Origin of the sequence: Streptomyces sp. NPDC058985 (genome assembly GCF_042740985.1) — a bacterium.
Lineage (GTDB): Bacteria > Actinomycetota > Actinomycetes > Streptomycetales > Streptomycetaceae > Streptomyces.
The window spans coordinates 63,829-87,705 of record NZ_JBHYJX010000031.1 but is presented as its reverse complement, the minus strand read 5'-3'; the positions used below and the strand labels follow the sequence as shown (position 1 = coordinate 87,705).

The 23,877-nt window shown below is 70.6% G+C and carries 24 protein-coding genes; 13 read left to right on the top strand and 11 right to left on the bottom strand.

The genetic code is table 11. The features are described 5' to 3' along the window. Positions 1 to 3 precede the first annotated feature (3 nt). The 5 genes from phoU (at position 4) to ACFW01_RS25055 (ending at position 3,967) form a co-directional block, all read left to right on the top strand. Complete coding sequence (gene phoU, locus ACFW01_RS25075; protein WP_161326571.1) at positions 4 to 693, top strand: phosphate signaling complex protein PhoU; 690 nt, start codon at positions 4 to 6, stop codon at positions 691 to 693. Positions 694 to 941: 248 nt separating this feature from the next. Next, positions 942 to 1,304, top strand: a complete 363-nt coding sequence (locus ACFW01_RS25070; RefSeq protein ID WP_234957022.1) for an SCO4225 family membrane protein — start codon at positions 942 to 944, stop codon at positions 1,302 to 1,304. Positions 1,305 to 1,354: 50 nt separating this feature from the next. Continuing rightward, entirely contained in the window at positions 1,355 to 2,641 is a 1,287-nt protein-coding gene (locus ACFW01_RS25065) for a lanthionine synthetase LanC family protein (protein ID WP_384506754.1), read from the top strand. Between the two features lie 86 nt (positions 2,642 to 2,727). Beyond that, positions 2,728 to 3,597 (top strand): AraC family transcriptional regulator, encoded by an 870-nt coding sequence (locus ACFW01_RS25060; protein WP_234957020.1) that lies wholly within the window; start codon positions 2,728 to 2,730, stop codon positions 3,595 to 3,597. Positions 3,598 to 3,697: 100 nt separating this feature from the next. Then, a complete protein-coding gene (locus ACFW01_RS25055) occupies positions 3,698 to 3,967 on the top strand; it encodes a DUF1905 domain-containing protein (RefSeq protein ID WP_234957019.1) in 270 nt (89 codons plus the stop codon). A gap of 30 nt (positions 3,968 to 3,997) precedes the next feature. Here ACFW01_RS25055 and ACFW01_RS25050 read toward each other — a convergent pair whose 3' ends face one another. From ACFW01_RS25050 to ACFW01_RS25040, 3 genes are all read right to left on the bottom strand, one after another. Next, positions 3,998 to 4,318 carry a GYD domain-containing protein gene (locus ACFW01_RS25050; RefSeq protein WP_234957018.1) on the bottom strand — a complete coding sequence of 107 codons (321 nt, stop codon included), beginning with the start codon at positions 4,316 to 4,318 and terminating at the stop codon, positions 3,998 to 4,000. Between the two features lie 54 nt (positions 4,319 to 4,372). After that, positions 4,373 to 5,758 (bottom strand): FAD-binding oxidoreductase, encoded by a 1,386-nt coding sequence (locus ACFW01_RS25045; protein WP_234957017.1) that lies wholly within the window; start codon positions 5,756 to 5,758, stop codon positions 4,373 to 4,375. 224 nt (positions 5,759 to 5,982) lie between these two features. Then, entirely contained in the window at positions 5,983 to 6,741 is a 759-nt protein-coding gene (locus tag ACFW01_RS25040; RefSeq protein ID WP_234957016.1) for a GntR family transcriptional regulator, read from the bottom strand. A gap of 211 nt (positions 6,742 to 6,952) precedes the next feature. Here ACFW01_RS25040 and ACFW01_RS25035 point away from each other — a divergent pair, with 211 nt between their 5' ends. Both ACFW01_RS25035 and ACFW01_RS25030 read left to right on the top strand, forming a co-directional pair. Beyond that, on the top strand, positions 6,953 to 7,390 hold the full coding sequence (locus ACFW01_RS25035) for an ATP-binding protein (RefSeq protein ID WP_234957015.1): 438 nt from the start codon (positions 6,953 to 6,955) through the stop codon (positions 7,388 to 7,390). 157 nt (positions 7,391 to 7,547) lie between these two features. Then, on the top strand, positions 7,548 to 8,081 hold the full coding sequence (locus ACFW01_RS25030; protein ID WP_234957014.1) for a hypothetical protein: 534 nt from the start codon (positions 7,548 to 7,550) through the stop codon (positions 8,079 to 8,081). A gap of 368 nt (positions 8,082 to 8,449) precedes the next feature. Here the strand turns inward: ACFW01_RS25030 and ACFW01_RS25025 are convergent, their stop codons facing one another. Next, positions 8,450 to 10,051 carry a restriction endonuclease gene (locus tag ACFW01_RS25025; RefSeq protein ID WP_234957013.1) on the bottom strand — a complete coding sequence of 534 codons (1,602 nt, stop codon included), beginning with the start codon at positions 10,049 to 10,051 and terminating at the stop codon, positions 8,450 to 8,452. Between the two features lie 1,245 nt (positions 10,052 to 11,296). On the opposite strand from ACFW01_RS25025, the gene ACFW01_RS25020 reads away from it, so the two are divergent. Then, entirely contained in the window at positions 11,297 to 12,583 is a 1,287-nt protein-coding gene (locus ACFW01_RS25020; RefSeq protein ID WP_234957012.1) for an ATP-binding protein, read from the top strand. A gap of 216 nt (positions 12,584 to 12,799) precedes the next feature. Here the strand turns inward: ACFW01_RS25020 and ACFW01_RS25015 are convergent, their stop codons facing one another. Next, a complete protein-coding gene (locus tag ACFW01_RS25015) occupies positions 12,800 to 13,561 on the bottom strand; it encodes a phosphoglyceromutase (protein ID WP_234957011.1) in 762 nt (253 codons plus the stop codon). Positions 13,562 to 13,732: 171 nt separating this feature from the next. Here ACFW01_RS25015 and ACFW01_RS25010 point away from each other — a divergent pair, with 171 nt between their 5' ends. Continuing rightward, positions 13,733 to 15,043, top strand: coding sequence for an MDR family MFS transporter (locus ACFW01_RS25010; protein ID WP_384506745.1), 1,311 nt, complete (start codon positions 13,733 to 13,735; stop codon positions 15,041 to 15,043). A gap of 39 nt (positions 15,044 to 15,082) precedes the next feature. Here ACFW01_RS25010 and ACFW01_RS25005 read toward each other — a convergent pair whose 3' ends face one another. Then, positions 15,083 to 15,550 (bottom strand): DUF2000 family protein, encoded by a 468-nt coding sequence (locus tag ACFW01_RS25005; RefSeq protein WP_384506742.1) that lies wholly within the window; start codon positions 15,548 to 15,550, stop codon positions 15,083 to 15,085. A 49-nt stretch (positions 15,551 to 15,599) separates the two neighbouring features. Here ACFW01_RS25005 and ACFW01_RS25000 point away from each other — a divergent pair, with 49 nt between their 5' ends. Further along, on the top strand, positions 15,600 to 16,412 hold the full coding sequence (locus ACFW01_RS25000; RefSeq protein WP_234957008.1) for an AraC family transcriptional regulator: 813 nt from the start codon (positions 15,600 to 15,602) through the stop codon (positions 16,410 to 16,412). Positions 16,413 to 16,419: 7 nt separating this feature from the next. Here ACFW01_RS25000 and ACFW01_RS24995 read toward each other — a convergent pair whose 3' ends face one another. The 4 genes from ACFW01_RS24995 to ACFW01_RS24980 form a co-directional block, all read right to left on the bottom strand. Next, positions 16,420 to 16,923: a YbjN domain-containing protein gene (locus ACFW01_RS24995; protein WP_234957007.1), complete on the bottom strand. Its 504-nt coding sequence runs from the start codon at positions 16,921 to 16,923 to the stop codon at positions 16,420 to 16,422. Then, the gene (gene mshA, locus ACFW01_RS24990; protein WP_234957006.1) at positions 16,916 to 18,289 is read right to left on the bottom strand and encodes a D-inositol-3-phosphate glycosyltransferase; all 1,374 of its coding nucleotides are present in this window, start codon (positions 18,287 to 18,289) and stop codon (positions 16,916 to 16,918) included. The genes ACFW01_RS24995 and mshA overlap by 8 nt, the downstream gene beginning before the upstream one ends. A 196-nt stretch (positions 18,290 to 18,485) precedes the next feature. After that, positions 18,486 to 19,007, bottom strand: coding sequence for a TetR/AcrR family transcriptional regulator (locus ACFW01_RS24985; protein WP_384506737.1), 522 nt, complete (start codon positions 19,005 to 19,007; stop codon positions 18,486 to 18,488). Further along, positions 19,000 to 19,449, bottom strand: a complete 450-nt coding sequence (locus ACFW01_RS24980) for a DUF4260 family protein (protein ID WP_234957004.1) — start codon at positions 19,447 to 19,449, stop codon at positions 19,000 to 19,002. The genes ACFW01_RS24985 and ACFW01_RS24980 overlap by 8 nt, the downstream gene beginning before the upstream one ends. A 162-nt stretch (positions 19,450 to 19,611) precedes the next feature. Here ACFW01_RS24980 and ACFW01_RS24975 point away from each other — a divergent pair, with 162 nt between their 5' ends. The 3 genes from ACFW01_RS24975 to ACFW01_RS24965 all read left to right on the top strand — a co-directional run bounded on the left by ACFW01_RS24975 (position 19,612) and on the right by ACFW01_RS24965 (position 23,424). Next, entirely contained in the window at positions 19,612 to 20,424 is an 813-nt protein-coding gene (locus ACFW01_RS24975; RefSeq protein WP_234957003.1) for a class I SAM-dependent methyltransferase, read from the top strand. A gap of 213 nt (positions 20,425 to 20,637) precedes the next feature. Further along, positions 20,638 to 21,750 (top strand): C40 family peptidase, encoded by a 1,113-nt coding sequence (locus ACFW01_RS24970; protein ID WP_234957002.1) that lies wholly within the window; start codon positions 20,638 to 20,640, stop codon positions 21,748 to 21,750. 270 nt (positions 21,751 to 22,020) lie between these two features. Further along, entirely contained in the window at positions 22,021 to 23,424 is a 1,404-nt protein-coding gene (locus ACFW01_RS24965; RefSeq protein WP_234957001.1) for a response regulator, read from the top strand. A 55-nt stretch (positions 23,425 to 23,479) separates the two neighbouring features. Here ACFW01_RS24965 and ACFW01_RS24960 read toward each other — a convergent pair whose 3' ends face one another. Then, on the bottom strand, positions 23,480 to 23,815 hold the full coding sequence (locus ACFW01_RS24960; protein WP_161342092.1) for a DUF2516 family protein: 336 nt from the start codon (positions 23,813 to 23,815) through the stop codon (positions 23,480 to 23,482). Positions 23,816 to 23,877: the final 62 nt, after the last annotated feature.

Sequence of the window (23,877 nt, the reverse complement as noted above, 5' to 3'; positions counted from 1 at the left end):
CTGATGCGGGACGCGTACCACGAGGAACTTGATTCGATCGGCGACGGTCTGGTGGAGATGGCCCGGCTGGTCGGGTCGGCGATCGGACGCGCCACGACCGCGATCCTCGACTCCGACCTGAAGCTGGCCGAGGCCGTCATCGAGGGCGATCAGCGGGTCGACGAACTCCAGCACGAGCTGGAGGCCCGGGCGATAACCCTGCTGGCCCGGCAGCAGCCGGTGGCGACGGACCTGCGGATCGTCGTCACCTCGCTGCGGATGTCCGCCGACCTGGAGCGCTCGGGCGACCTGGCCCAGCACGTCGCCAAGCTGGCCCGGCTGCGCTACCCGGAGCGCGCCGTCCCGCACGACCTGCACGCGACCATCCTGGAGATGGGGCAGCTCGCGCAGCGCCTGATGGCGAAGGCCGCCGAGGTGATCATCACGAAGGACGTCGACCTGGCCCTCCAGCTGGAGCAGGACGACGACGCGATGGACCTCCTGCACCGCACGCTCTTCCAGCACCTGATGGACGACCGCTGGAAGCACGGCATCGAGACCGCCGTCGACGTGACGCTGCTCGGCCGCTACTACGAGCGCTACGCCGACCACGCCGTCGCGGTCGCCAAGCGCGTGGTCTACCTGGTCACCGGCGAGCACGCGGACGACCTCCAGGCGGACATCCAGCCGACCACGCAGGTCGAGGGCGCCTGACACCGACCCGCGCGGGGCACTCGGGCGCGGGGCACTCGGACGACGGGTGTGGCGGCGGCCCTGGGACGGCGCCCGGGCCGCCCACACCTCATGGGTCTCGCGCACGGGTGTCGCGGACGAGTGCCGCGCACGGGTGTCGCGTCATTCGACTTGAGTACGGGTACTCAGGCCCCCGGAGCCTCCCACGTCCGACCCTGGACACAGGAAGAAGACGGAGCCGCACCCGGACCCGGGGAGATCGAGATCCCATGAAGAAGACCAGCCCGATACGCACCCTCGCCCGCCTGTCCCGCCTCGCCGTCGCCAATCGCGTCTCGGGGATCTATCTGGCCCTGGTAGGCGGGGCGATGGCCGTGGCGGCGTTGGAGCCCCTGTTCGCGGACAACCCGGACGCGTCCCTGATCTGGGTCTGGCCCGCCCTGTTCACCTTCCCGGCCTTCGGCTTCGTGGCCTGGCTCGGCGAGGGCGGCTGGGGCGGCGACGCGCCCGCGTGGTTCCTCATCGGCGGCATCGTGCTCTCGGCACTGGTCCAGTCCCTGGCGCTGGGTGCGGTGTGGCGGGGCCTGCGCGACCGCCGCGGCAACCGCGGGAGCCTCAGCGCGGCGAACTGACGCCGTAGGCCCCCCTGGGCCGGTCCGGACGCGGATGGAAGAGTGGCCGCATGACGGCACCTGAGGCCACGGTCGTGGCGGTCGACGAGCTCGAGGAACTCGCGGTGGACGCGCTGCGATGGCTGACCGGTGCGGCACGGGAAGCCCCTGGAGGTGGCCTCACCTGGCCCGAACGCCCCTCGGACGCCGAGCCCGACCCACAGCTCTACAGCGGTACGGCCGGCAACATCCCCGTACTCCTGGAGGCGTGGCGGCACTTCGGCGACGACGCCTACGCGGACACCGCCCTGCGCGCGGCCCGCGCCCTCGCGCACTCCGTGGACGAGATCGAGGACGACTCCCTCTACTTCGGCCGCACCGGACTGGCGCTCGTCCTGCGGACCGTGCAGGAGCAGCTCGGCGACGCGGCGTCCGGCGCGGCGGCCGACCACGCGCTGGCCCTCGTCCGGTCCCGCTTCGACGGAACCCGCTGGGGCACGCTCTTCGAGCTGATGGGCGGCAACGCGGGCATCGGCCTCGGCGCCCTGGCGGCCGGCGACGCCGGACTGGCCGTCCTGGCCATGGAGCCGTATCTGCGCACGGCGGAGCCCACGCCCGACGGTGTCCAGTGGGCCCACCGCCCTGACACCGAGGCCCGGTTGCACCACGTCTCGCACGGCTCGCTCGGCATCGCCCTGGCGCTGGCCCGGGTCGGCGCGGACACCGGCCGGGCGGATCTGACGGATCTGGCGCTGGCCGGTGCGACGGACTTCGTGGCCCGTGACGAAACGGGCCCGGAGGACCCGGACGGCTTCCTCGTCCGCCACTCCACACCCCCGTTCCGCCCCGACGTGATCGAGCCCTTCAGCTACGGCTGGTGCCACGGCCCGGCCGGCGACGCCCAGGCCTTCCGGCTGCTGCGGGACGTCACCGCCGACCCCGTCTGGTCCGCCCTCGCCGACCGCTGCTGGCACACGGTCACCCACTCCGGCGTGCCCCGGCGGCTGCGCCCCGGCTTCTGGGACAACAACGGCCGCTGCTGCGGCACCGCGGGCGTCCTCGCCCTGGCCTGCGACCGCATCGCCGAGGGACTCGACCCGTACACCCCCGAAGGTTTCGCCCACCTCCTCGCGACGGACCTGGCCGCACGCGCGACCCGGGACGAGGACGGCGCCCGCTGGTCCAACGTCGAGCACCGCGCCACCCCGAGCACGCTGGAACCGCGCGTCGGCTGGGCCATGGGCAACGCGGGCATCGTCCGCGAGCTCCTGCGCTTCGTACGCCTCACCCGCGGCGGCGACCCGCGCTACGCCTTCACGTGGCCCGACCAGCCCGCCGTACCCGCCGTACCCGCCTGAGCGGAACCCCCCGATCGCACCGGACCACAACGATCGGGCGCCGCGACGTGGCCCCCTGCCACGGTTGACGCAGGAAGGGAGGCCCCGTGATCTCGGCACTGAACAGGCTCATCGATCTCGTCGAGGAGCGCCTCACCGAGGAACTCGACGTACCCGCGCTGGCCGCGACGCTCGGCACGACCGAGTACCACCTGCGCCGGATGTTCTCGTCGCTGGCGGGCATGCCGCTGTCGGAGTACGTCCGCCGGCGCCGTATGACGGTCGCCGCCGCCGATGTCGTACGGGGCGAGGACGACCTGCTGAGCATCGCCGTCCGCCACGGATACGGCTCGACGGAGGCGTTCGGACGCGCGTTCCGGGCCGTGCACGGCGCCGCCCCGCGCGAGGTACGCCGGGCCGGAGGCCCCCTTCAGTCACAACCGCAGCTCAGGTTCCGCCTGACCGTCGAAGGGAGCACTCCCATGGACACCCGTTTCGCCGACCGCCCCGCGTTCCGCCTGATCGGACACGCGACCCGCGTCCCCCTCATCCACGAGGGCGTCAACCCGCACATCCAGGAGCACATCGCGTCCCTGCCGCAGCAGGAGCACGCCCGCCTGAAGTCCCTGAGCGACACCGACCCGGCGGGCCTCCTCCAGGTCTGCGACGACCTCGCCCCCGACGGCGCGGAGGGCACCGACCTGACCTACCTGCACGGCGTCGCGGTCACCCGGGACACCCCGGCCCCCGACGACCTCGACGCCATCGAGGTCCCGGCCGGCATGTGGGCGGTCTTCCGCACCTCGGGCCCCCACCCGGAATCCCTCCAGACCGCCTGGGCGGCGACGGCGACCGAGTGGTTCCCCTCCAACCCGTGGCGCCTGCGCCCCGGCCCGTCGCTCGTGGCGGTCCTGGACCGCACGGAGGACTTCACGACGGCGACGTGCGAGCTGTGGCTCCCGGTGGAACCGGCGTAGTCACGATCCGCCCGGCCACCGATGAGTTCGGTGGCCGGCTCCCGTCCTACCTACTGATGACGGACGCACAGGCAGAACTCCCGAACAGGCGGTACGGACGATGGACGAGCAATTCACCGCGACCCTGCGGAAGAGCCCGAACAAGGGCGGCTGGACCTACGTCGTCTGGCCCGAGTCGGCCGCCTTCTTCGGCACCCACGGCCTGGTGAAGGTCCGCGGCACGATCGACGGCCACCCCTTCCAGAGCTCCTTCATGGCCCTGGGCGACGGCACCCACAAACTGCCGGTGAAGGCGGAGGTGCGGAGGGCGATCGGGAAGGGGGAGGGGGATGAGGTGACGGTGCGGCTGGTGGAGCGGGTGGGTGTCTAGAACGTCCTCCGCCCGCGCGGGAGCAGGGGTTCAGTCGCCGGGAGCGCGGAAGGTGACCTGTCGGCGGGCGGCCTCGTCGATCTCGTCGAGGGTGAGGAGGGGGGTGGCCCGGGTGTGGAGGGCACCGCTGGCCTTCACGGTGAGGCTGACGGCGGCCATGGAGACCGGGTCGGGGAAGTCGACGATGAGCACGACGTCGCTCTCGCCGAAGGCGAAGTACATGGCCTCGACCCGCCCGCCGAGGCCGGTGACGACCTGCTCGACGGCGGCGCGACGACCGCTCGCGCCTTCCCTGAGCAGCCCCTTCGTGCCCTCGTGCGTGTAGGTGGCCTGGATGAGGTACTTGGGCATGGTCAGCCTCCTGCGCCTCGCTGCTGCCGGCGCGCGGACAGCACGGCCCGGTGGTCATTGCCGCTGGGCCGGCCTGATGTTCTGGTTGGCGTGCAGGACGTTGTCCGGGTCGTACGTCCGCTTGACCTGTGCGAGCCGGTCGTAGTGGTCCCGATAGGTGGCCCGGACCCGCTCCTGGCCTTCGCCGGTACCCATGAAGTTCACGTACGAGCCGCCCATGGAGTACGGGTGCAGCTCTTCCCAGTAGTCGACGCACCATTGCCTGATGGCCTCGGCGTTGGCCGGGTCGGGGTCGACACCGGCCAGGACGCCGGACCAGACGGCGTCACGGTAGCTCCACGCGGTGTCGTCCGTGCCCACGCGGTGGGCGGCCCCGTCGACCGGGTAGAGGTGCATCAGCGAGAGCGGGGTGGGGAGGTTCTCGCCGTACTTGAGGTGTACGTCCATGGCGGCGTCCGGGATGCGGTCGAAGAAGTCGCCGCGCCAGTACCACTGGTACCCGGAGGGGATCACGTCGTCGAGCATGCCCTGCAACGCCGGGTAGGGCATCGGTGCCGCGAAGTGGAAGGCCGGCGGTCCGGGCTCCCGCACGGCCGTGAGCGTCTCTTCGAAGCGGCTCGGGTCACCGGTGTAGCACCACACGACGCCGCACATCTTCCGCCCGTGGATTTCCTCGGGGAACGGTGGGCCGGGCGGGATGACGAAGAGCGAGAAGAATCCGTACACGTCCTCGGGAGCCTGCGGGAGGAAGTCGCGGTACCAGGCCAGCACCTCGCGGGTGCGCTCGACCGGCCACACGGTGATCGCGCCTCCGACGGTGTCCACCGGGTGGAGCCGGTAGGTGAAGGAGGTCACGATGCCGAAGTTGCCGCCGCCACCGCGCAGGGCCCAGAACAGGTCCGGATGTTCGGTCTCGCTCGCGGTGACGAAGCTGCCGTCGGCCAGCACGACGTCGGCGGCCAGCAAGTTGTCCACGGTCAGGCCGTACTTGCGGGTGAGGTAGCCGTGACCGCCGCCGAGCGTCAGCCCCCCGACACCGGTCATCGAGATGATGCCGGTGGGTGTGGCGAGCCCGAAGGCGTGGGTGGCGTGGTCGAGGTCGCCGAGCTGACTTCCCCCGCCGGCCTGGGCGGTCCTGGCGACGGGGTCGACGCGTACTCCGCGCATCGGCGAGAGGTCGATGGTGACGCCGCCGTCCACCAGACAGAGGCCGGGGCCGCTGTGTCCGCCGCCTCGGACGGCGACTTCCAGTCCGGCGTCACGGACGAAGGTGAGCGCGGACATCACATCAGCGGCATCCCTGCACGGCACGATGGCAGCGGGATGCCTGTCGATCATCGCGTTGTAGACCTTGCGGGCCTGGGAGTACTCGGCGTCCTTCGGCCCTATGACGGGCCCGCGCAGCTCGGTCTGCATCGCTTCCAGGGTTGCACTCTGCATGACGTTCTCCTTGGAGGAGGCGAGGGCACCCCGCCGTCCCACCCGGCCTCCGCCTTTCCGGTCGCAGCATCGGCCGCCGATTGCCCATCCGGCCGCCGTAAGGCTGACGTTTCCAGCGTCCCGCCGATTACCGGGTCATGCAATTTCCAGGGAGCATGAGAGCACCAGGGCATGCGAATGCCCCTCACCCGCGCAGGTGAGGGGCTGGTCGGGGCCGCGCGGGCTCAGGCGTCGAAGTCGTACTCGAGGACGTACGAAGCGGCGTCCAGGGTCATCTCGTTGACCTCGACCGCGCGGCCGTCGGCCGTGAACGCGGTGCGGCAGATGAGGACGACCGGAGTGCCCGGGGAGATTTCCAACTGGGCCGCCTCGTCCTTCGACGGCATGCGCGAGCGGATCTCTTCACGGAAGTGCACCGGTTCGTGGCCGAGTTCGGCGAGCCTGGCGTATGCCCCGCCCGGTCCGGTGTCCTCCTCGGTGATCCGGGAGCCGGCAACCCCTGACATGGGGAGATAGCTCGTCGCGAGCAGGACCGGCTTGTTGTCGAGGACGAAGCGCCTGCGCCTCACGCATGCCGAGTCCTCGTCGGCCAGATTCAGGACCCCGCCGACGCGTTCCGGCGGCGCTTCCTCGGACACCGTGATCCGGTCGACCTCAAGTGCGCGGTCCTCGACGTCTGCCGACCAGACGGAGCGGCCGTTCCCCCACTGTTCGCGGGCCAGCCGGTCGATGCCTCGGCGCCGGATGGGGCGAAATGCGCGGACGAAGACGCCGGCGCCCTTGCGGGCCTCGGCAATACCTTCGTCCCGGAGAACACCCAGGGCCTGCCGGGCCGTCATACGGGCCACGCCGTACGCGTCCATGAGGTCGTTCTCGCCCGGGAGCCGATCACCGGGACCGTAGTCGCCCGCCTCGATCGCCTCGCGCAGGGAGTCCGCGATGCGCTGGTACTTGGGCCGACGGTCGTCATCGGTCTTGGCCATCCCGGGACCCTCCTCACTCGCCTCTCTAGACACCTTAGGCCACAGGTCGGGCGGGCGCTCGCTGCGTGTAGTCGTAGGCGCCTCATCGGGGTGACAGTCCAGCACTGCACTTAACGTCTCTAGAGAGGTAGCTTCAATCTCAATCCTGAGATGTCTAGAGAGGTGCCAGCCCTTGCCGCGAAGGCGACGGCAGTGGGGGAAGTGAGTGCGGATGTTCTTCTTGATCGACCGGTATCCCTGTGAAGAGTCACCACGGCTCGGGATGATGGCATTGCTGCCGACTCCGGAGTCCGTCCCCCGCGCCCGTCGCTGGTTCCGGAGGTTCATCGCCCCGTACGAACCACGCTGCTCGATCGACGACTGCGTGCTGATGCTCTCGGAGCTCGTGACCAACGCGATTCTCTACGGGACTACGGAATTCGCATGGCTCGTACGGGTCGAGTGGTTCCGTGACGGGACCTCCCTGCGCGTAGAGGTGCACAACCCGGGCCTTCCGGCGAACGTACGCCTCCGCCGACCGGATGCCGGCGACGCCCATGGGCGAGAGCTGCTGCTGGTCGATTGCATCGCCGCATCCTGGCACTCCGGCCCGAGCCGCTTCGGAGGAACGGCCGTCTCCTTCGTGATGGCCGAGGCCTGGCCCCCGTAGAAGAGCAGCGGACAGACGCCCCGATGGCGGGGCTTCCGCCAGAAGGGGGCCAACTGGCCTTGTGTCGAACCCTGGTAGGCACCTCTGTCAGCGCCCCGTCAGTGAGTCCATCCACGCAGCCGTACCCGCGACGACAGGCACCTGGCACCATGCCGGCATGAGCCCGACAGCAGCACTGGCGCAGCAGACCCTGACCGAACGCGGCTTCCGCGGCTTCGTGCCGTTCCGTGAACTGCCCGACAGCGACGTCCCCACCGGTCACGGCATCTACGTGGTGGTCCGCCGGGACACCTCGCCGCCGTCGTTCCTCGCCGCCAGCCCTGCCGGGCACCTCAAAGGCCGCGACCCGTCCGTCACGGCCGACAGACTCGGCGCTGCCTGGGTGGACGGGGCGACGGTCGTGTACATCGGCAAGGCCGCGGGACGGGAGGGTCTGAGGCAGCGCCTCGCCGAATACCGCCGCCACGGCGCCGGTCTGCTGGCCGGCCATTGGGGTGGCCGCTACATCTGGCAGCTGGCCGACTCGGACGCGCTGCTCGTCGCCTGGCAACCGATGGCCGGGGAGGACGCGGCTGAGGCCGAGCAGGATCTGATCGACGAGTTCAGAGCACTCCACGGGGGCGCTCTGCCTTTCGCCAACCTCAGGAACAACGCCCGAAAGGCTCAGGAGGCGGATGCCGACAGCGGCTGACGCCGCCGACCACACACCGGGGCCGACCGCACGGCCCTCGCCGGGCACCGCGGCCACACCAACCCGTCGTGATCACCGGTGACAGGTACACCGTGGCCGGTGACCAGCTCTACCGGATCCGCAACGGCTCCAGCACGGAAACAAGCCCCCTGCGCACGGGAAACCCGCAGCCAGGGGGCTTGATCGGTACCGCTTACTTCTTCTTGCCCTGGGTCTTGCCGGGTATCGTAGTGGGCTGGGTTTTTGCTGTTCAGGGGCGGTGGGCTCGTGTGCCGGGTGATCGTCGTTGGTCGTCATTGACCACTGTCGAGCGGCCTCGGACGGCCCAGGGACCCAGTTCCTCGGGCTGAGTGTGCGACCCGCCGGCCTCAGCGCGAGGGGAGCCTCTTCGGAGGGACCGGGCCCGGGATCACATCCTTGCCAAGGTGTTCCTTGATCAGGTACTTGAGTTCCGGCCCTTCGATGAGCTGGAGCCGGCCATGTTGGCGGGCAAAGTCGTGGCTGGCCCTGCCGAACCACGATGTGGTGATCAGGACCCCCTTGGCAGCACGCTTGTGCTCGACCACTCCGGCGAGCGCCTGGACGGACTCAACACCCACGAGCTTGCTGTAGCGCTTCGCCTGAATGATGCACTCACCGTTGAAGACGGGGTCCTTGCTGACGGCCACCGCGTCAACGCCCTCGTCTTTGGACGCCTGGGTGTTCCAAGCCTCCATGCCGATCGCCTCAAACAGTTGGCGAATTAGGTGCTCGAACTCGGTGGGCGTCAGCTTCACCAGCACGGGCCTGCTGTCCAGGCCAGCGACAACATCCATGCTGTCCATGAGCCGATACTTCGACAGGTCGAACTCGACGATGGGCCGAATCGGTTCGAGATCGTAGGGGTTGGGCGATACCAGGGCGTTGAGTCCCCTGAGGCACTGCGCTGGATCAACCTGACTGAGACGGAGCTTGCCGAACTGCTCCCTGCTGGCGCTGAGCGTCACGAGACAGGGTGAGACCTCTTGACCGGTGGCCCGGTCGACGGTTTTCACATGGCCGTTCAGGATCACGCCCTTGATTACCCGGTCCGGATCGCTCGTCAGGACCTCGTGCACTGTCCTCAGGGCCACTTGTGCCAGGACGGAGGCGTAGATCTCCTTGCGTTCCTTCTCCGGACGAGGCAGGACGGTCGTCTCGTCTCGGTTCTTCACGTACCGGTAGCCACGCGCGGTTGGAACGATCGCCTCAGGCGGCATGTGGATCTCAACGAGTAAGTCACCGGTGGCGGGTCGAAAGGCGATTCGATGCTCGTGCGGGAAGCCCACCGGGTACACCGACGCATCCAGAACGGCTCCTAGATGAGCCTCGACCGCCGCGGGCTCCCCGGCCCTGTACGCCTCGCGCTCCTCATCCAACTTTGCGTTGAAGGTCGCCACCTCCTCAAGGGCTTGCGCTTCGGCCTGGCGGTGCTCGGCACGCTTCCGCTCCAGCGTTGCCAGCCGCTTCTCTTCGGCCCTCCGGTGGCGATCCTGTGCCTCGCCGAACCGCGAACGCGCCTCTGCAACCTCAGCCTCATAGCGCTTCCTGCCAAGACCAAGCACAGCAGCCAGGCCACCGGGTTCCGGTGGTGCGAACTCCTCCCATCGCGGGGAAGGCTCCGGACGAGACCAAGGACGCTCGTCTAACTTCCTCGGCGTGTGAGTCCTCCGCCGGCGTTCAAAGGTCGTCGGCGGATCCCCCACCAGCGCGTCACGGAGTAACTGTCCAAGCTGCTCGACCTCGTGCTCGACCCCGATCGTGCCAACCCGCGCCTGCTCGGCCTGCTGCTCCTGATACGCGGCCTTCCGCTCGCGTTCCTGCCGCTTGCTGGCCGTCTCGGCGGCCTTACGCTCCCGCTCCGCTTGTCGCGCCCGTTGCTCCTGGGCACGTCGTAAAGCTTGCTGCTGCCGCTGATAGTCATTGCCTCGGCCGCTGCCCCGTTGCGCCACCTGTTTGCCCCTCCCCTGGCCCTACTCCGCCACAGGGCTGCATTCCCCTTCGACATCTCAGAATCACGCAGGACAGGGGCGTCACCTCAGCTGGTCCTCACTGTGCACGGTGGACTCAAGTCGTCTGTGCCTCAACCGACGACAGTCAGCCACGATGGCGGGTTTGCCGACCGGCCAGGCGCGCGTGTGCCTCGCTGCACTCCCACTGGTCTCAGCCACGCTGGTCGAGACGCCGTCGACTGGAGAAGCTGGGATGACCGGTCCGTGAGCACACTGCCTGAGCTACCAGCTTGGGAAGCTGCGGTTACTTGCGGCCGGTTCGGGCACTGACCTGCGCGGACATTCACGGTGAGGCCTTGCCAGGCCAGATCGTTTTCACCGTAGTTCCCCGCTGTTCCCCGCTCGATCTGGTGCGCTTGTGGTGCACGCCTGCTACGCAGCCGTGAGCTTCAGCCCCGACTGACTGAACGGCGCGACCACCTGTGCCACTGGCCCGTAAGAACGCGGTTGCACCCCATGAGGAGGGCGAAGCACAGAGCCAGGAGGGCCAGTGCCTTGAATAGGTCAGCGCTCAGGCCGCGATGGGACACGGCGAGGACCCCAGACGCCAGACCGAGAATGAGGATGGCGAGAGTGAGGACGAATGCGAAAAACACAATCAGCGGACGCAGTGCGGTCATGCTCGCCTTCCTCGACAGCGGTCACCCGGATCACATCAAGTGGCGACCTTAGCAGTCGAGTTGCCGCGACTCTCTGCCTTGTTGGGCCCCGCGAGCGGGGTTCTGGCCCCGGCCTTCGAAAGTCAGCCACGATGGCGGGTGCGCCGAGGTCTCGCTGCACCCTCACCGGCCTCAGCCACGAACACCGGTCACGTCGACCACAGCAATCCACGCCGGCCGAAGCGCGGTGGTGAGACCTTGAGCGATGACCTCTTCGTCCCGAAGCAACTTGCGTGGGGCTTCTACCTTGGGCGGTCGTACCTCCGACCTTTGTTGACGCCCGCACGCGTTCGTGCTCGTCCGCCGATGTTCATCGGCGTTGTCACGCAGTTAGACACTCACCTGGGTGCGGCTCCGGTGCAGGGATCAACGGACGTCAGCTCAGTTTCGATCTGGGAGTCGGCCGCAAGCCGTGGGGCAGAGAGTCGCACGCGCGAACAGAGGCCGGCACTGAAGTGCTGGAGGGCGTTCCATTCTCGGTCGCCGATGTAATGAAACCGTGTGCGCCGAAGGATGCAGGAACGCAATGCTGGTGACCATGCCGAACCTCGCACATCCTCTGTTTAGCGCCCCCGTCGAGCTGATCGACAGCGAGATGGTCCGCGGCTTCCTGGCGCTGGAGTTGGAGGAGAGTTTCACCCTCGATTACAAGCGTAATGTCGATGCAGTGTCCGAAACCGTCGCAGCCATGGCCAACAGTTACGGCGGCATCGTCCTCATCGGTGTTGACGCCCACCCTAAGGACAAGAACCTGCCCGGGGAACTGGTCGGGGTCAAGGCGATCGACAAAGACCGGCTGGTCAGCAAGATGGCGACCACCTTCGACCCGCCTGGCTGGACGCCGGACGTCATCCCGGTCACTGTGGACGACCGGCTCCTCCTCGTAGTGCGGATTGACCCGGACAGCGTGCCCCGACCGCTGTTCCACCAGGGAGTCGTCCGAGTCCGTCTGGACGGCCGCAACATTCCTGCTGACCGTCGCCTCGTGTACGCACTCTTCCAGCAGGCCGCCGATCCGGTGCTTGCCTACACCGGTGACCCGCGCTTCCTGCCTGACCACCGCTCGGCCACACGCTTTCAGAGGGCTGCGGCCCCGCCCGACCTAGTCATCCGTGCCGCGGTTTCCCGGCCACTGCGAAGGGACGCCGCCCGTCTTCGACTGCACGGCACAACGGTCGACGCCCTCATGCGGTCGCTAAGTGCGCCCAGTCTCACATGCGCGTACGAGCTGCCGGAGCGGCTGCACGCGCTTGTGCAGCGGGTAGGGACCCACCAGGGCCAGCGGCCATGGACGATCGACCCCGAGCACGGGAACGGTCGTCACGTCCGGCTAGCGGCCGGCCATCCCATTCCCGGTCCGCTTCAGGCCGGCATACGCCTGGAGTGCAGTGCCACGCTGCCCAACAGCGGCAGCAGCCTGGACGTGCTCTTTGACCTGCTTGTCTGGACCGGTGGCAAGAAGATCGCAAACGACTTGTGGGTGCAAGCGTGCTACGAGGCCGTACGCGCGCTGATCCGGCACGCCCTGCCCACCCTCACCCTGGAGCTGCTCGGCACTGCGTCGATTCCCACGCCACCCATCGAACTGCACATTGCTTCCGGCGTCCAGGGGGATCCGTGGCTAGAGAACACGCTCAGCACCGACCTTCTCGGCGAGCCGACCGGCACAGGACGCCTCCGCGGCGGAAGCGAGCACCTGAACGAGGAACTCGTGGCCGCTGGCGACCTGCCGAACGCGGTCATCCAAGCCCTGCGCAACATGGCCCTGGATTGGCGCTACCTCCATCCCAACTTACCGGTCCTGCACGACTGACCAGCAAGCGGACTACGGCGCATAAAGGGCGGCAGTGGATAGGAGTGGAGCAGAGGGGCCTCATGGCGGCCGCTGCCGTGACGGCGTTCCTGGTGGCCTTCCAGGTGAAGGCCGAGATCCTCACGAAGCCTCGCTCATGACCGAACACGGCCCAGAGGTAGCGAAAAGCCCCCTCCCGGCGGAGAACCCGCAGGTAGGGGGCTTGTTCGTGGGTGCTTACTTCTTCTTGCCCTGATTCTTGACCGCCTCGATCGCCGCCGCGGCCGCGTCCGGGTCCAGGTACGTCCCGCCCGGGTTCAGCGGCTTGAACTCGGCGTCGAGTTCGTAGGACAGCGGGATGCCCGTCGGGATGTTCAGGCCCGCGATGTCGGCGTCCGAGATGCCGTCGAGGTGCTTGACGAGGGCGCGCAGCGAGTTGCCGTGGGCGGCGACCAGGACCGTGCGGCCGGTGAGGAGGTCGGGGACGATCGCGTCGAACCAGTACGGCAGCATGCGGCCGACGACGTCCTTCAGGCACTCCGTCTGCGGGCGCAGCTCCGGCGGGAGGGTCGCGTAGCGGGCGTCGTCGAACTGGGAGTACTCGGCGTCGCGGTCCAGCGGGGGCGGCGGGGTGTCGTAGGAACGGCGCCACAGCATGAACTGCTCCTCGCCGAACTCCGCGAGGGTCTGCGCCTTGTCCTTGCCCTGGAGGGCGCCGTAGTGGCGCTCGTTCAGGCGCCAGTGGCGGTGGACCGGGATCCAGTGGCGGTCGGCGGCCTCCAGCGCGAGCTGGGCCGTGCGGATCGCGCGCTTCTGGACGGACGTGTGCAGCACGTCGGGCAGCAGGCCGGCGTCCTTGAGCAGCTCGCCGCCGCGCGTCGCCTCCTTCTCGCCCTTCGGGGTGAGGTTGACGTCCACCCAGCCGGTGAACAGGTTCTTCTCGTTCCACTCGCTCTCGCCGTGGCGGAGGAGGATCAGCTTGTACGGTGCGTCGGCCATGGCTCCGAGCGTAATCGAACCTCCTGATCCCCCGCGCGGGGCGCCCGGTGGGCGGACGGTTGACGGGAAGTGTTAATCCGGTGGCCTCCGGCGACCCCGGGTTCGTAAGTTGTGCGTGCCGCTTCAGCCGCTTACACGCCTACACGCTTGCGCCATTCCACGGGGGGTCCCATGTCCGTCGCCGGTCTCAGACGTGCCGCACGGGAGACCGTCTCCGGGCTCCCCCGCGAGTTCTGGTGGCTGTGGACCAGCACCCTGGTCAACCGGCTCGGCGCCTTCGTCGCCACCTTCATGGCGCTGTACCTGACCATCGACCGCGGCTACTCCGCCTCGTACGCCGGTCTGGTCGCCGCCCTGCACGGGCTCGGCGGGGTGGTGTCCTCGGTGGGCGCCGGGGTGATGACCGACCGGCTGGGGCGGCGGCCCACGCTGCTGGTCGCGCAGACCTCGACCGCCCTGTCCGTGGCCGCGCTCGGCTTCGTGCACCACCCCGTCGCCATCGCCGCCGTCGCGTTCGTGGTCGGCATGGCCAGCAACGCCTCCCGGCCGGCCGTGCAGGCGATGATGGCGGACATCGTGCGGCCCGAGGACCGTATCCGCGCCTTCTCGCTCAACTACTGGGCGATCAACCTCGGCTTCGCGATCTCCTCGATGGCGGCCGGGTTCATCGCCGAGGTCAGCTATCTCGCCGGCTTCATGATCGAGGCGGGGATGACCCTCGTCTGCGCCGTCCTCGTCTTCGTGAAGCTGCCCGAGTCGAGGCCCGAGCCGCAGGCCGGCACGGACGTCCTCGGCAAGGACGCGGCGGTCTCGCTCGGGACCGTGCTGCGCGACGGGCGGTACATGAGCGTCGTCGGGTTGTCGTTCCTCGTCGCCGTGATCTTCCAGCAGGGTTACCTGGGGCTGCCGGTCGCCATGGGCGAGGCCGGGTTCACGCCCGCGGACTTCGGCATGGCGATCGCCGTCAACGGCGTCCTGATCGTCGTACTCCAGATCCCCGTCACCCGGTTCATCGAGCACCGTGATCCGCGGCTGCTGCTCGTCGCCTCGTCCCTGCTGGCCGGGTACGGCTTCGGGCTCACCGCCTTCGCCGGGTCGGTCGGCGTCTTCGCGCTCACCGTGTGCGTGTGGACGCTCGCCGAGATCGTCAACGCGCCGACGCAGACCGGGCTCGTCGTCCGCCTCTCCCCGGTGCACGGGCGCGGCCGCTACCAGGGCATGTACACCATGTCCTGGGCCGTCGCCTCGCTCGTCGCCCCGCTGATGTCCGGTTTCGTCATCGACCGCTGGGGCGCCGAGTGGCTGTGGGGCATCTGCGCCGTCGTCGGCACGGTGGCGGCGGCCGGGTACTGGGCGCTGATGCGGGGGCTGCCGACGGAGGTGGCGGAGGGGGCGGAGGGTACGGAGGTGGCCGCGGCCGGAACGCCTTCGCCCGGAACGCCTTCGCCCGCGAAGCCCGAGACCGAGGTCAGCGCCGCCTGACCCCGCACCGAGCGCCCCACCCACCCCGTCGCCCCGCCCTCACGGATGCATCCGCGCCCCCTTCAGCACCTTGTCCACCGCGTTCTTCGGCCCGTACACCGCGAGTCCCACCAGGTCCAGCTCCGCCGTGGGCACGGCCCGTACCGCCGCGCGGTTGTCGCGGTCGTTGCCCGTGGTGAACAGGTCGGAGGTGAACAGCGCGCGGGGCAGCGCGCGCGACAGCACGCGCGCGTGGGCGTTCTTCAGCGTCTCCTTCGTGCCCTCGAAGACCAGCACCGGCTGGCGGAACATCGGCAGGTAGCCGACGGCGTCCGCGTCCTCGTACGGCTCCCCGATCACCTCGGGGAACTCCTTGCCCAGGCCGCTGACCAGGAAGGCCGTGACGTTCAGGCGCTGCCACGTCTCCAGGTCCTCGCGGAGCAGGACGGCGATCTTGGTGTCGAAGCGGACGGGGGTCTCGGCCTCAGGAGCCTTGGGAGCCTCGAGGGCTGCTTCGTGCGTGCTCATACGGAGAGACTGCCGACCCGCGCCCCGCCGGGTCTTGTACGTTTTTTGCATGGCAGGCCGGCGAAACGACCAGCGGAGCGTCTCCGCCTGGCGACCCCGCGTCCCGGGCGTCGTCGAGGTCTTCCACGCCCACTACACCGAGTACGCCTACCCGATGCACGTCCACGACGCGTGGACGCTCCTGATCGTCGACGACGGCGCCGTACGGTACGACCTGGACCGGCACGAGCACGGCACCCCGCACGACACGGTGTCGCTGCTGCCGCCGCACGTGCCGCACAACGGCTCCCCCGCGACGCCGGACGGCTTCCGCAAGCGGGTCCTGTACCTGGACGCCTCCCGGCTGGGCGACGAGCTGATCGGGCCGGCCGTCGACGCCCCGGACCTGCGTGATCCGCTGCTGCGCCGCCGGGTCGGGCAGCTGCACACCACGCTCGCCCTGCCCGGCGACGAGCTGGAGGCGGAGAGCCGGCTGACGTTCGTCGGCGAGCGGCTGCGGTCCCATCTGGTGCCCCGGGACGAGGCGGGCGCGGAGCGCCGGGACCCCGGCCTCGCCCGGCAGCTGCGGGAGCTGCTGGACGAACGGGTCGTCGAGGGCATCGGCCTGGCGGAGGCGGCCGCGCTGGTGCCGGCCCATCCGGCCCACCTGGTACGGGCTTTCAGCGGCGCCTACGGCATCGCCCCGCACCAGTACCTGATGTCCCGGCGGGTCGACCGGGCCCGGCGGCTGCTGCTGGCGGGACACACCCCGGCGGACGCGGCCGGCCTCACCGGCTTCTACGACCAGGCCCATCTGACCCGGCACTTCAAGCGTCTGGTGGGGGTCACCCCGGGGCGCTACCGCGGCAGCGGCGCCCGCTGAGCGGACGTCACTTCCCGCCGCGCTCGATCAGATGCCGGAACGCCTCCAGGTTCCGCGTCGACTCCCCCCGCGCGGTGCGCCACTCGTGCTCCTTGCGGATGGCGGACGCGAAGCCCAGCTCCAGCAGGGTGTTGAAGGCACCGTCGGCGGCCTCCAGGACCTGTCCGAGGAGCCGGTCGATCTCGTCGGGGGTGACGGCGGCCAGGGGGAGTTTCGCGGTGACGTAGACGTCGCCGAGGCGGTCGACGGCGTAACCGACGCCGTAGAGCTTGAGGTTGCGCTCCAGCAGCCAGCGGTGGACGGCCGGTTCGTTCTCGTCGGGGTGGCGGATGACGAACGCGTTGAGGGAGAGCGAGTGCCGGCCCAGGAGGAGGGAGACGGTCGTCGACAGCTTGCGGGTGCCGGGGAGTTTGACGACGTAGTTGCCGGGTTCGGGGCTCTCCCATTCGACGTCGGCGTCCCCCAGCGCCTCCTCGATCACCTCTGCCGTCGTCCCGCGCGCGTCAGCCATGGTGCGAGCGTACGCGACGGCGGTGGGCCTGGATCGCGGCCGTGTAGACGTCGGCCGTGGCGGCGGCGGCGCTCTCCCAGCCGAAGGACTGGGCGTGCCGGGCGGCGGCGTCGCCCATCCTCGGCGTCAGCTCCGGGTTGTCGGCGAAGTCGCGCAGCACGCGCGCGTACGCGGCGGGGTCGTGGCCCTGGACGAGGCGGCCGGTGAGCCCGTCCCGCACGGCGACCGGGAGGCCGCCGACCGCCGCGGCGAGCACCGGCGTGCCGGCCGCCTGGGCCTCAATGGCGACGAGGCCGAAGGACTCGCTGTACGACGGCATGACGAGCACGGACGCGGCCCGGAACCAGTCGGCGAGCTGCTCCTGCCCGACGGGCGGGCGGAACCGCACGACGTCAGCGATGCCGAGGCGCGCGGCGAGCTTCTGCAGGCCCTCCGGCTTGGCGAGGCCGCTGCCGCTGGGGCCGCCGACGACGGGGACGACGATGCGGGAGCGGAGGTCCGGGCGTTCGTCGAGGAGTACGGCGACGGCGCGCAGCAGTACGTCCGGTGCCTTGAGGGGCTGTATGCGGCCCGCGAAGAGCGGGATCAGCGCGTCCTGGGGCAGGCCGAGGCGGGCGCGGGCGGCGGCGCGGGCGTTGCCGCTGCGGTCCGGGCCGGGGACGGCGCCCTTGGGGAAGGGGCGGAAGCGGTCGAGGTTCACGCCGGGGTGGACGACGGCGACCTTGGCGGGGTCCGCGGCGTAGTGGCGGACGAGTTCGTCGGCCTCCTCCGCGGTGTTGGCGATGAGGCGGTCGGAGGCGGAGACGATCTGGGTCTCGCCGATGACGCGGGCGGCCGGTTCGGGGGTGTCGCCGTCGGCCAGGTTGGCGTTCTTGACCTTGGCCATGGTGTGCATGGCGTGCACGAGGGGGGCGCCCCAGCGCTGGGCGGCGAGCCAGCCGACGTGGCCGGAGAGCCAGTAGTGGGAGTGGACCAGGTCGTAGTGGCCGGGGCGGTGTCCGGCCCACGCCTGCATGACGCCGTGGGTGAAGGCGCAGAGCTGGGCGGGCAGTTCCTCCTTGGCCAGTCCCTCGTAGGGGCCCGCGTCGACGTGCCGGACGAGGACGCCGGGGGCCAGCTGGACGGACGGCGGGAGTCCCCCGGCCGTCGCGCGCGTGAAGATCTCGACCTCGATGTTGATCGCGGCGAGGCGCTGCGCCAGCTCCACGATGTACACGTTCATGCCGCCGGCGTCGCCGGTGCCGGGCTGGTGGAGCGGTGAGGTGTGCACGGAGAGCATGGCGACGCGGCGGGGCCTGCGCAGCAGCCGGAGCCGCGGGGAGGCCGCCGGTGAGCGACGCCCGAGCCTGCTGACGTACTGGCTCACGAGCCATTCCTCCTCGCTGCGGGCATGCCGGTCGGAGGGCACGCGCCGCCCTCCAAGGGGGGAACACCGGACGACCGTGCTCCATTTCCGGTTTCCCGACCTTTGCCGAATCATTACCGGCTGTCGCTCAACCGTTCGAGCACTGGACGCGTCCCACCCCTCGGGCCGCCTGTGCGCCTGCGCCCTACGGGCTGCCCTACGGGCGCAGCGCCCCGACCCCCCGCGCCCAGGCCGCCCCCAGGTCCGCGTCGGCGGGAAACCTGCCGTGGATCTCGAGTACCACCATCCCGTGGGCGAACGCCCAGAACGAGCGGGCCAGGTCCCGGTCCCCGCCGCAGACCCGCATCAGCGGCGCCGCGGCCCGGCCCTCCAGGCCGGCCGGGAGGGACGCGCGGGGCAGCGGACGTTCGGTCATCAGGCAGTACAGGTGGGGGTGGGCCAGCGCGTAGGCCCGGTACGCCTCCGCGAGCGCCGTCAACGAGCCGGGATCCTTCGCCTCCGCGGCCTCCATGGCCTCGCCCGCCTCGGCGAGCGCCTGGACGATCAGCTCGGTCTCGACCGCCTCCTTGTCGGGGAAGTGCTTGTACAGGGAGGGGGCCTTGATGCCGAGGCGGTCGGCGACGGCCCGCAGGGTGAGCGCGGCGGGCCCGGACTCCTCCAGGAGCGCGCGGGCGGCCGCGGCGATCTCCCGGGCCCGGGGGGACAGGCGGTCAGTCACGCTGGTAGCCCTCCTTGGTGCGCAGTCCGTAACCGAAGGCGCGATCGTACGAGATGTGCGCGAGCCACCCGCACAGCGCCGCGAACGCGGGCGCCCAGGTCACCGGCGTCACGGTGTGGAGCACCACGAGCGCGAGCGGGATCAGGGCGCGGTGGGCGGCGTTGTAGTACGGCACCGCGCGGGGCGTCAGCCGCCCCTTCTCCATGCGAGGCGCGTCGGACAGGCCGACGAGGAAGGTCAGGTCGGGCGCCAGGAAGAAGGCGAAGGCGAGCAGACCCGCGACCCAGCCGTGATCGACAGCCTCCAGGACGGCGAACACCGACCAGAAGAGGGCGCCCAGCAGCCACGCGGCGCGACTCACGACCGCGCGGGTGGTGACCGCGCGGGTGGTCGTGTGGGCGGTGACCGTGCGGGTGGTGCCTGCCGGTGCGACCGTGCTCATGGATGCCTCCCGGGAGAGCGAGCGGGCTAACGTCATTAGCCACAAGGGACAGTAAGGCTAACGCCATTAGCCAGTCAAGCCGCCGACCACCCGGCCACCCGACCACCCGACCACCCGGCCACCCGGAACCGCGCCCCCGCCCGGCCGCATACCCTCGTACACATGCCACCTCCCCGCGCCCCCCGCCCCCTGGGCACGGTCACGCGCGGGACCACGAACCCGAACCGCCTACGCCGCATGGACCGTTGGATCACGGCCACGCACGGCGCCGAACTGCGCCGCGCCGCCGACCCGGTCGCCGTCGACCTCGGCTACGGCGCCGCCCCCTGGACGGCCGTCGAGCTGTTGCACCGCCTGCGCACCGTCGCCCCGCACGCGCGCGTGGTGGGCGTCGAGATCGACCCGGCCCGGGTGGCGGCGGCCGAACCGTACGCACGCGCGGGGCTCGTCTTCCGGCACGGCGGCTTCGAGGTGCCCGTCTCCCCGCCCCCGTCGCTGATCCGCGCGGCGAACGTGCTGCGCCAGTACGACGAGGACGAGGTGGCCGCCGTCTGGCGGCGGCTGTGCGCGCGGCTCGCGCCGGCGTCAGGGCACTCGCGCGGAGGGCTCCTGGTCGAGGGCACCTGCGACGAGATCGGGCGCCGGCACGTGTGGGTGGCGCTGGGTCCCGAGGGTCCTCGCACGGTCACCCTCGCGACCCGCCTCGGCTCCCTGGACCGCCCCTCCGACCTGGCCGAGCGGCTGCCGAAGGCGCTCATCCACCGCAACGTCCCCGGCGAGCCCGTGCACGCCTTCCTGCGCGACTTCGACCGCGCCTGGGCCGCCGCCGCGCCCTACGCCTCTTACGGCGCCCGCCAGCGCTGGATGCGCGCGGTGCGGGATCTGACGGCCGACTGGCCGGTGACGGACGGACCGGCGCGCTGGCGCCAGGGCGAAGTGACGGTGCGCTGGGAGGCGTTGGCACCACGCGGCTGAATCCGCGGGCGGCGGGGGCCGGCCGGACCGGGGACACGGGCCCGGCGGGAACGATCTCCGCGCGGCGTTCGTCACACACCGGGGGAATCGTCGTACGGCGCGGTAGAAGAGGGGAAGCAGGAGGGAAGCGCGGCCTCTGTCGCTTTCCGCGCCGGCATGGCACGATCCCCCGGACGCTATGTTACTGACGGTTAACCAGTTTGGGGGCGAGGTATGCGTACGGGGAAGCATGGCTTGATGACCGCTGCCGTGACCGTGGTCTGCGCGGTCACCGTGCTCGCGGCACCGGGCACCGCGTTCGCGGACCCCGGCCCCACACCGTCACGGGGCACGCCCAGCGCCTCCCCCGCCTCCCCCGCCCCGGACCCCGGGCGCGCCAAGGACCTGGAGGCCGTGCGCAAGAAGCTCGACTCGCTCTACCGCGCGGCCGCCCTGGCCACGGACGAGTACAACGCCGCCGAGGAGAAGGCCGAGCAGCAGAACGCCGAGATCGTCGAGCTTGCCAAGAAGATCGTCCAGGGCCAGGAGAAGCTGGACCGGCTCAAGGACCGCGCCGGCGCCGCGGCCCGCGCCCAGTACCGCACCGGCGGCCTGCCCGACGAGGCCAAGCTGATGCTCAGCGACGACCCGGGCGACTTCCTGGACGGCAGCGGCCGGGTGCTCCAGGGCCAGCGGGCGACCAAGGGCCTGCTCGGCGAGTTGTCCCGCGCGCAGGAGGACCTGAAGACCTACGCGGCGGACGCCTCCGCCCGCTTCAAGAAGCTGGAGGCGAACCGCAAGACCAAGGCCACCGCCCAGAAGAAGATCGAGAAGCAGATCGCGGCGGCCGAGAAGCTGGAGTCCGAGCTGGCCCAGGAGGAGAAGGAGCGCCTCGCCAAGCTGGAGCGGGAGGCCCAGGCCAAGGCCCAGACCGCCTGGCTCGACTCCGGCATCCTCAAGGACCTCGACCGCGAGGCGACCGAGCGGGGACGGAAGGCGGTCGAGTACGCCACCGCCCAGATCGGCAAGCCGTACCAGTGGGGCGCCGAGGGCCCCACGTCCTACGACTGCTCCGGTCTGACCTCCCAGGCCTGGATCGCGGCCGGACAGACGATCCCGCGCACCTCGCAGGAGCAGTGGAAGCAGCTGAAGCGCGTCGACGTCGAGGACATGCGCCCCGGCGACCTGATCATCTACTTCGACGACGCCAGCCACGTCGGCATGTACGTCGGCGACGGCTCCATGGTGCACGCCCCGCGCCCGGGGCGCTCGATCACGATCGCCGGAGCGGGCACGATGCCGATCCTCGGGGTGGTCCGGCCGGACCCGGCGACACCGGATCAGTGACCCGGGCCACGCGCGACGCGCCGGGGACGTGAAGCGGGCCACGTGACCCACCGCACGCCCGGCGCACCCCCCGCGTGACGTTCGTCATCCCCGGTCGGGGGGCGACCTGTCCAACTGCGGCCGATAACGCGGCATATGACAGTGGCCGATGGCGGACCGGCGTGTGCTGGACCATTCCGCAGCGGTGCCGTCACCCGTTATGGTCCCCGTCGGTGGGTCGAGGTCCTTCGCCCCGCCATGCCCTCGGGGGGAGGGAAGGAAACCAAGACAATGCCCGTACCCGTACCGCGGCAGAGGGCGATCCCGGCCGTGGAGTGTGGTCAGGCGCCCGCCGCGTCCCCGGACAGCGGCCCTTCCAAGGAACAGGCCCCGCCCGGGACGAACCCGGCCGACAACCCCACCAGTCAGCGAGAGAACACGACGGAGAAGAGCGAGAACCCCACCAGCCGCCGTGGGAGCACCATCCCCACGAACCTGACGCTGCTGCTGATCGAGGACGATCCGGCCGGCTCGCCGATCGTGCCCGACCTGATCGACCAGACCGGCAAGCCGATCCGCGTCCGCACCGCCCGCAACCTCACCGAGGCCGAGCGGCTGCTGACCGACGACGTCCACTGCATCCTGCTGGACCTCGCCCTGCCGGCTCCGGCCCCGGCCCGCGCCCACGCGGACACCGACGGCGACGGGAGCGGGGAGGGCCACGACGAGCTGGCGGTGCTCAGGCACGTACTGGAGCTGGCGCCCCGGCACGCCGTGCTCGCGCTCACCTCCTCCAGCGACGCCGAGCGCGGCGCGGAGGCCGTGGCGGTCGGCGCCCAGGACTACCTGTTCCGCGACGAGCTGGACGGCCGCCTGCTGAGCCGGGCGATCCGGTACGCCGTGGAGCGCAAGCGGTCCGACTTCGCGGAGCGGCGCCTGGCCGAGGGCCGGCTGCGGGCGCAGGAGAACCGCCGTCTCGAGCGCGGCCTGCTGCCGACCCCGCTGCTCGCGGGCTCCTCGCTGCGTTTCGCCGCCCGGTACCGCCCGGGCCGTTCCCGGGCGCTGCTCGGCGGTGACTTCTACGACGTCGTGCGCACCCCCGACGGCACCGTGCACGCCATGATCGGCGATGTCTGCGGGCACGGCCCGGACGAGGCGGCGCTCGGCGTGGAGCTGCGGATCGCGTGGCGTGCGCTGACGTTGGCGGGGCTCTGCGGCGACGAGCTGCTCGGCACCCTTCAGCAAGTGCTGGAGCACGAGCGCGCCGACGACGAGATCTTCGCGACGCTGTGCGCGGTGGACATCTCCCCGGACGGCCGCCGGGCCGGCCTGTGCCTGGCCGGGCACCCATCCCCGCTGGTCGCCGCCCCTGGCCGGCCCGCACGGCTGCTGCCGTACGACAACAACGGCCCGGCGCTGGGTCTGCTGCCGGGAGCCCGCTGGCCGCGCATGCAGGTGGAGCTGGGTGCCGAGTGGAGCCTGATGCTCTACACCGACGGCCTGATCGAGGGCCACATCGGCGAGGGCCGGGAGCGGCTGGGCCAGGACGGCATGGTGGAGATGGTCCGCCGCCAGTTCGCCGAGGGGCTGCAGGGCGAGCAGTTGCTGCGGGCGACCGTCAACGAGGTGCGCGAGCTGAACGGCGGCGAGCTGGCGGACGACCTGGCGGTGGTCCTGCTGGACCGGACGGCCTGAGCCGCCCGGTCCCGGCGACCGCGCGCCGCGCGGGGTGGGGCCCCGGTCGGGCCGGTCAGCGGCCGCCGTTGTACGGGCCGTAGGGGCCGTCGCTGCTGGAGCCGCGACGGGTGCTGCGGCCGCCGCCCGGCAGTCCGCGCAGCGCGGGCCGCACGTCGACCATGTACACGATGGTCGCGATGAGGCCGATGATCGGCAGGAACGACAGGATGTTGAAGATCAGGTTCACCACGAAGGCGAGCCCGAGGATGATCAGCCAGAAGGGCTTGGTCTTCTTGTCGGCCGCGCGGTAGGCGTCCTCGCGGCGCGTGGCGGCGTCGATCAAAGCGAAGCCGCTGAAAAGGATCAGGGCGATGCTCAGCAGCCACATGAAGCCTGCGAAACCCTGCATCAGCACAACGTCCACCACCAGAATCGGGTCGTCATTACGCGGTCACCGTACCCGGAGAACGG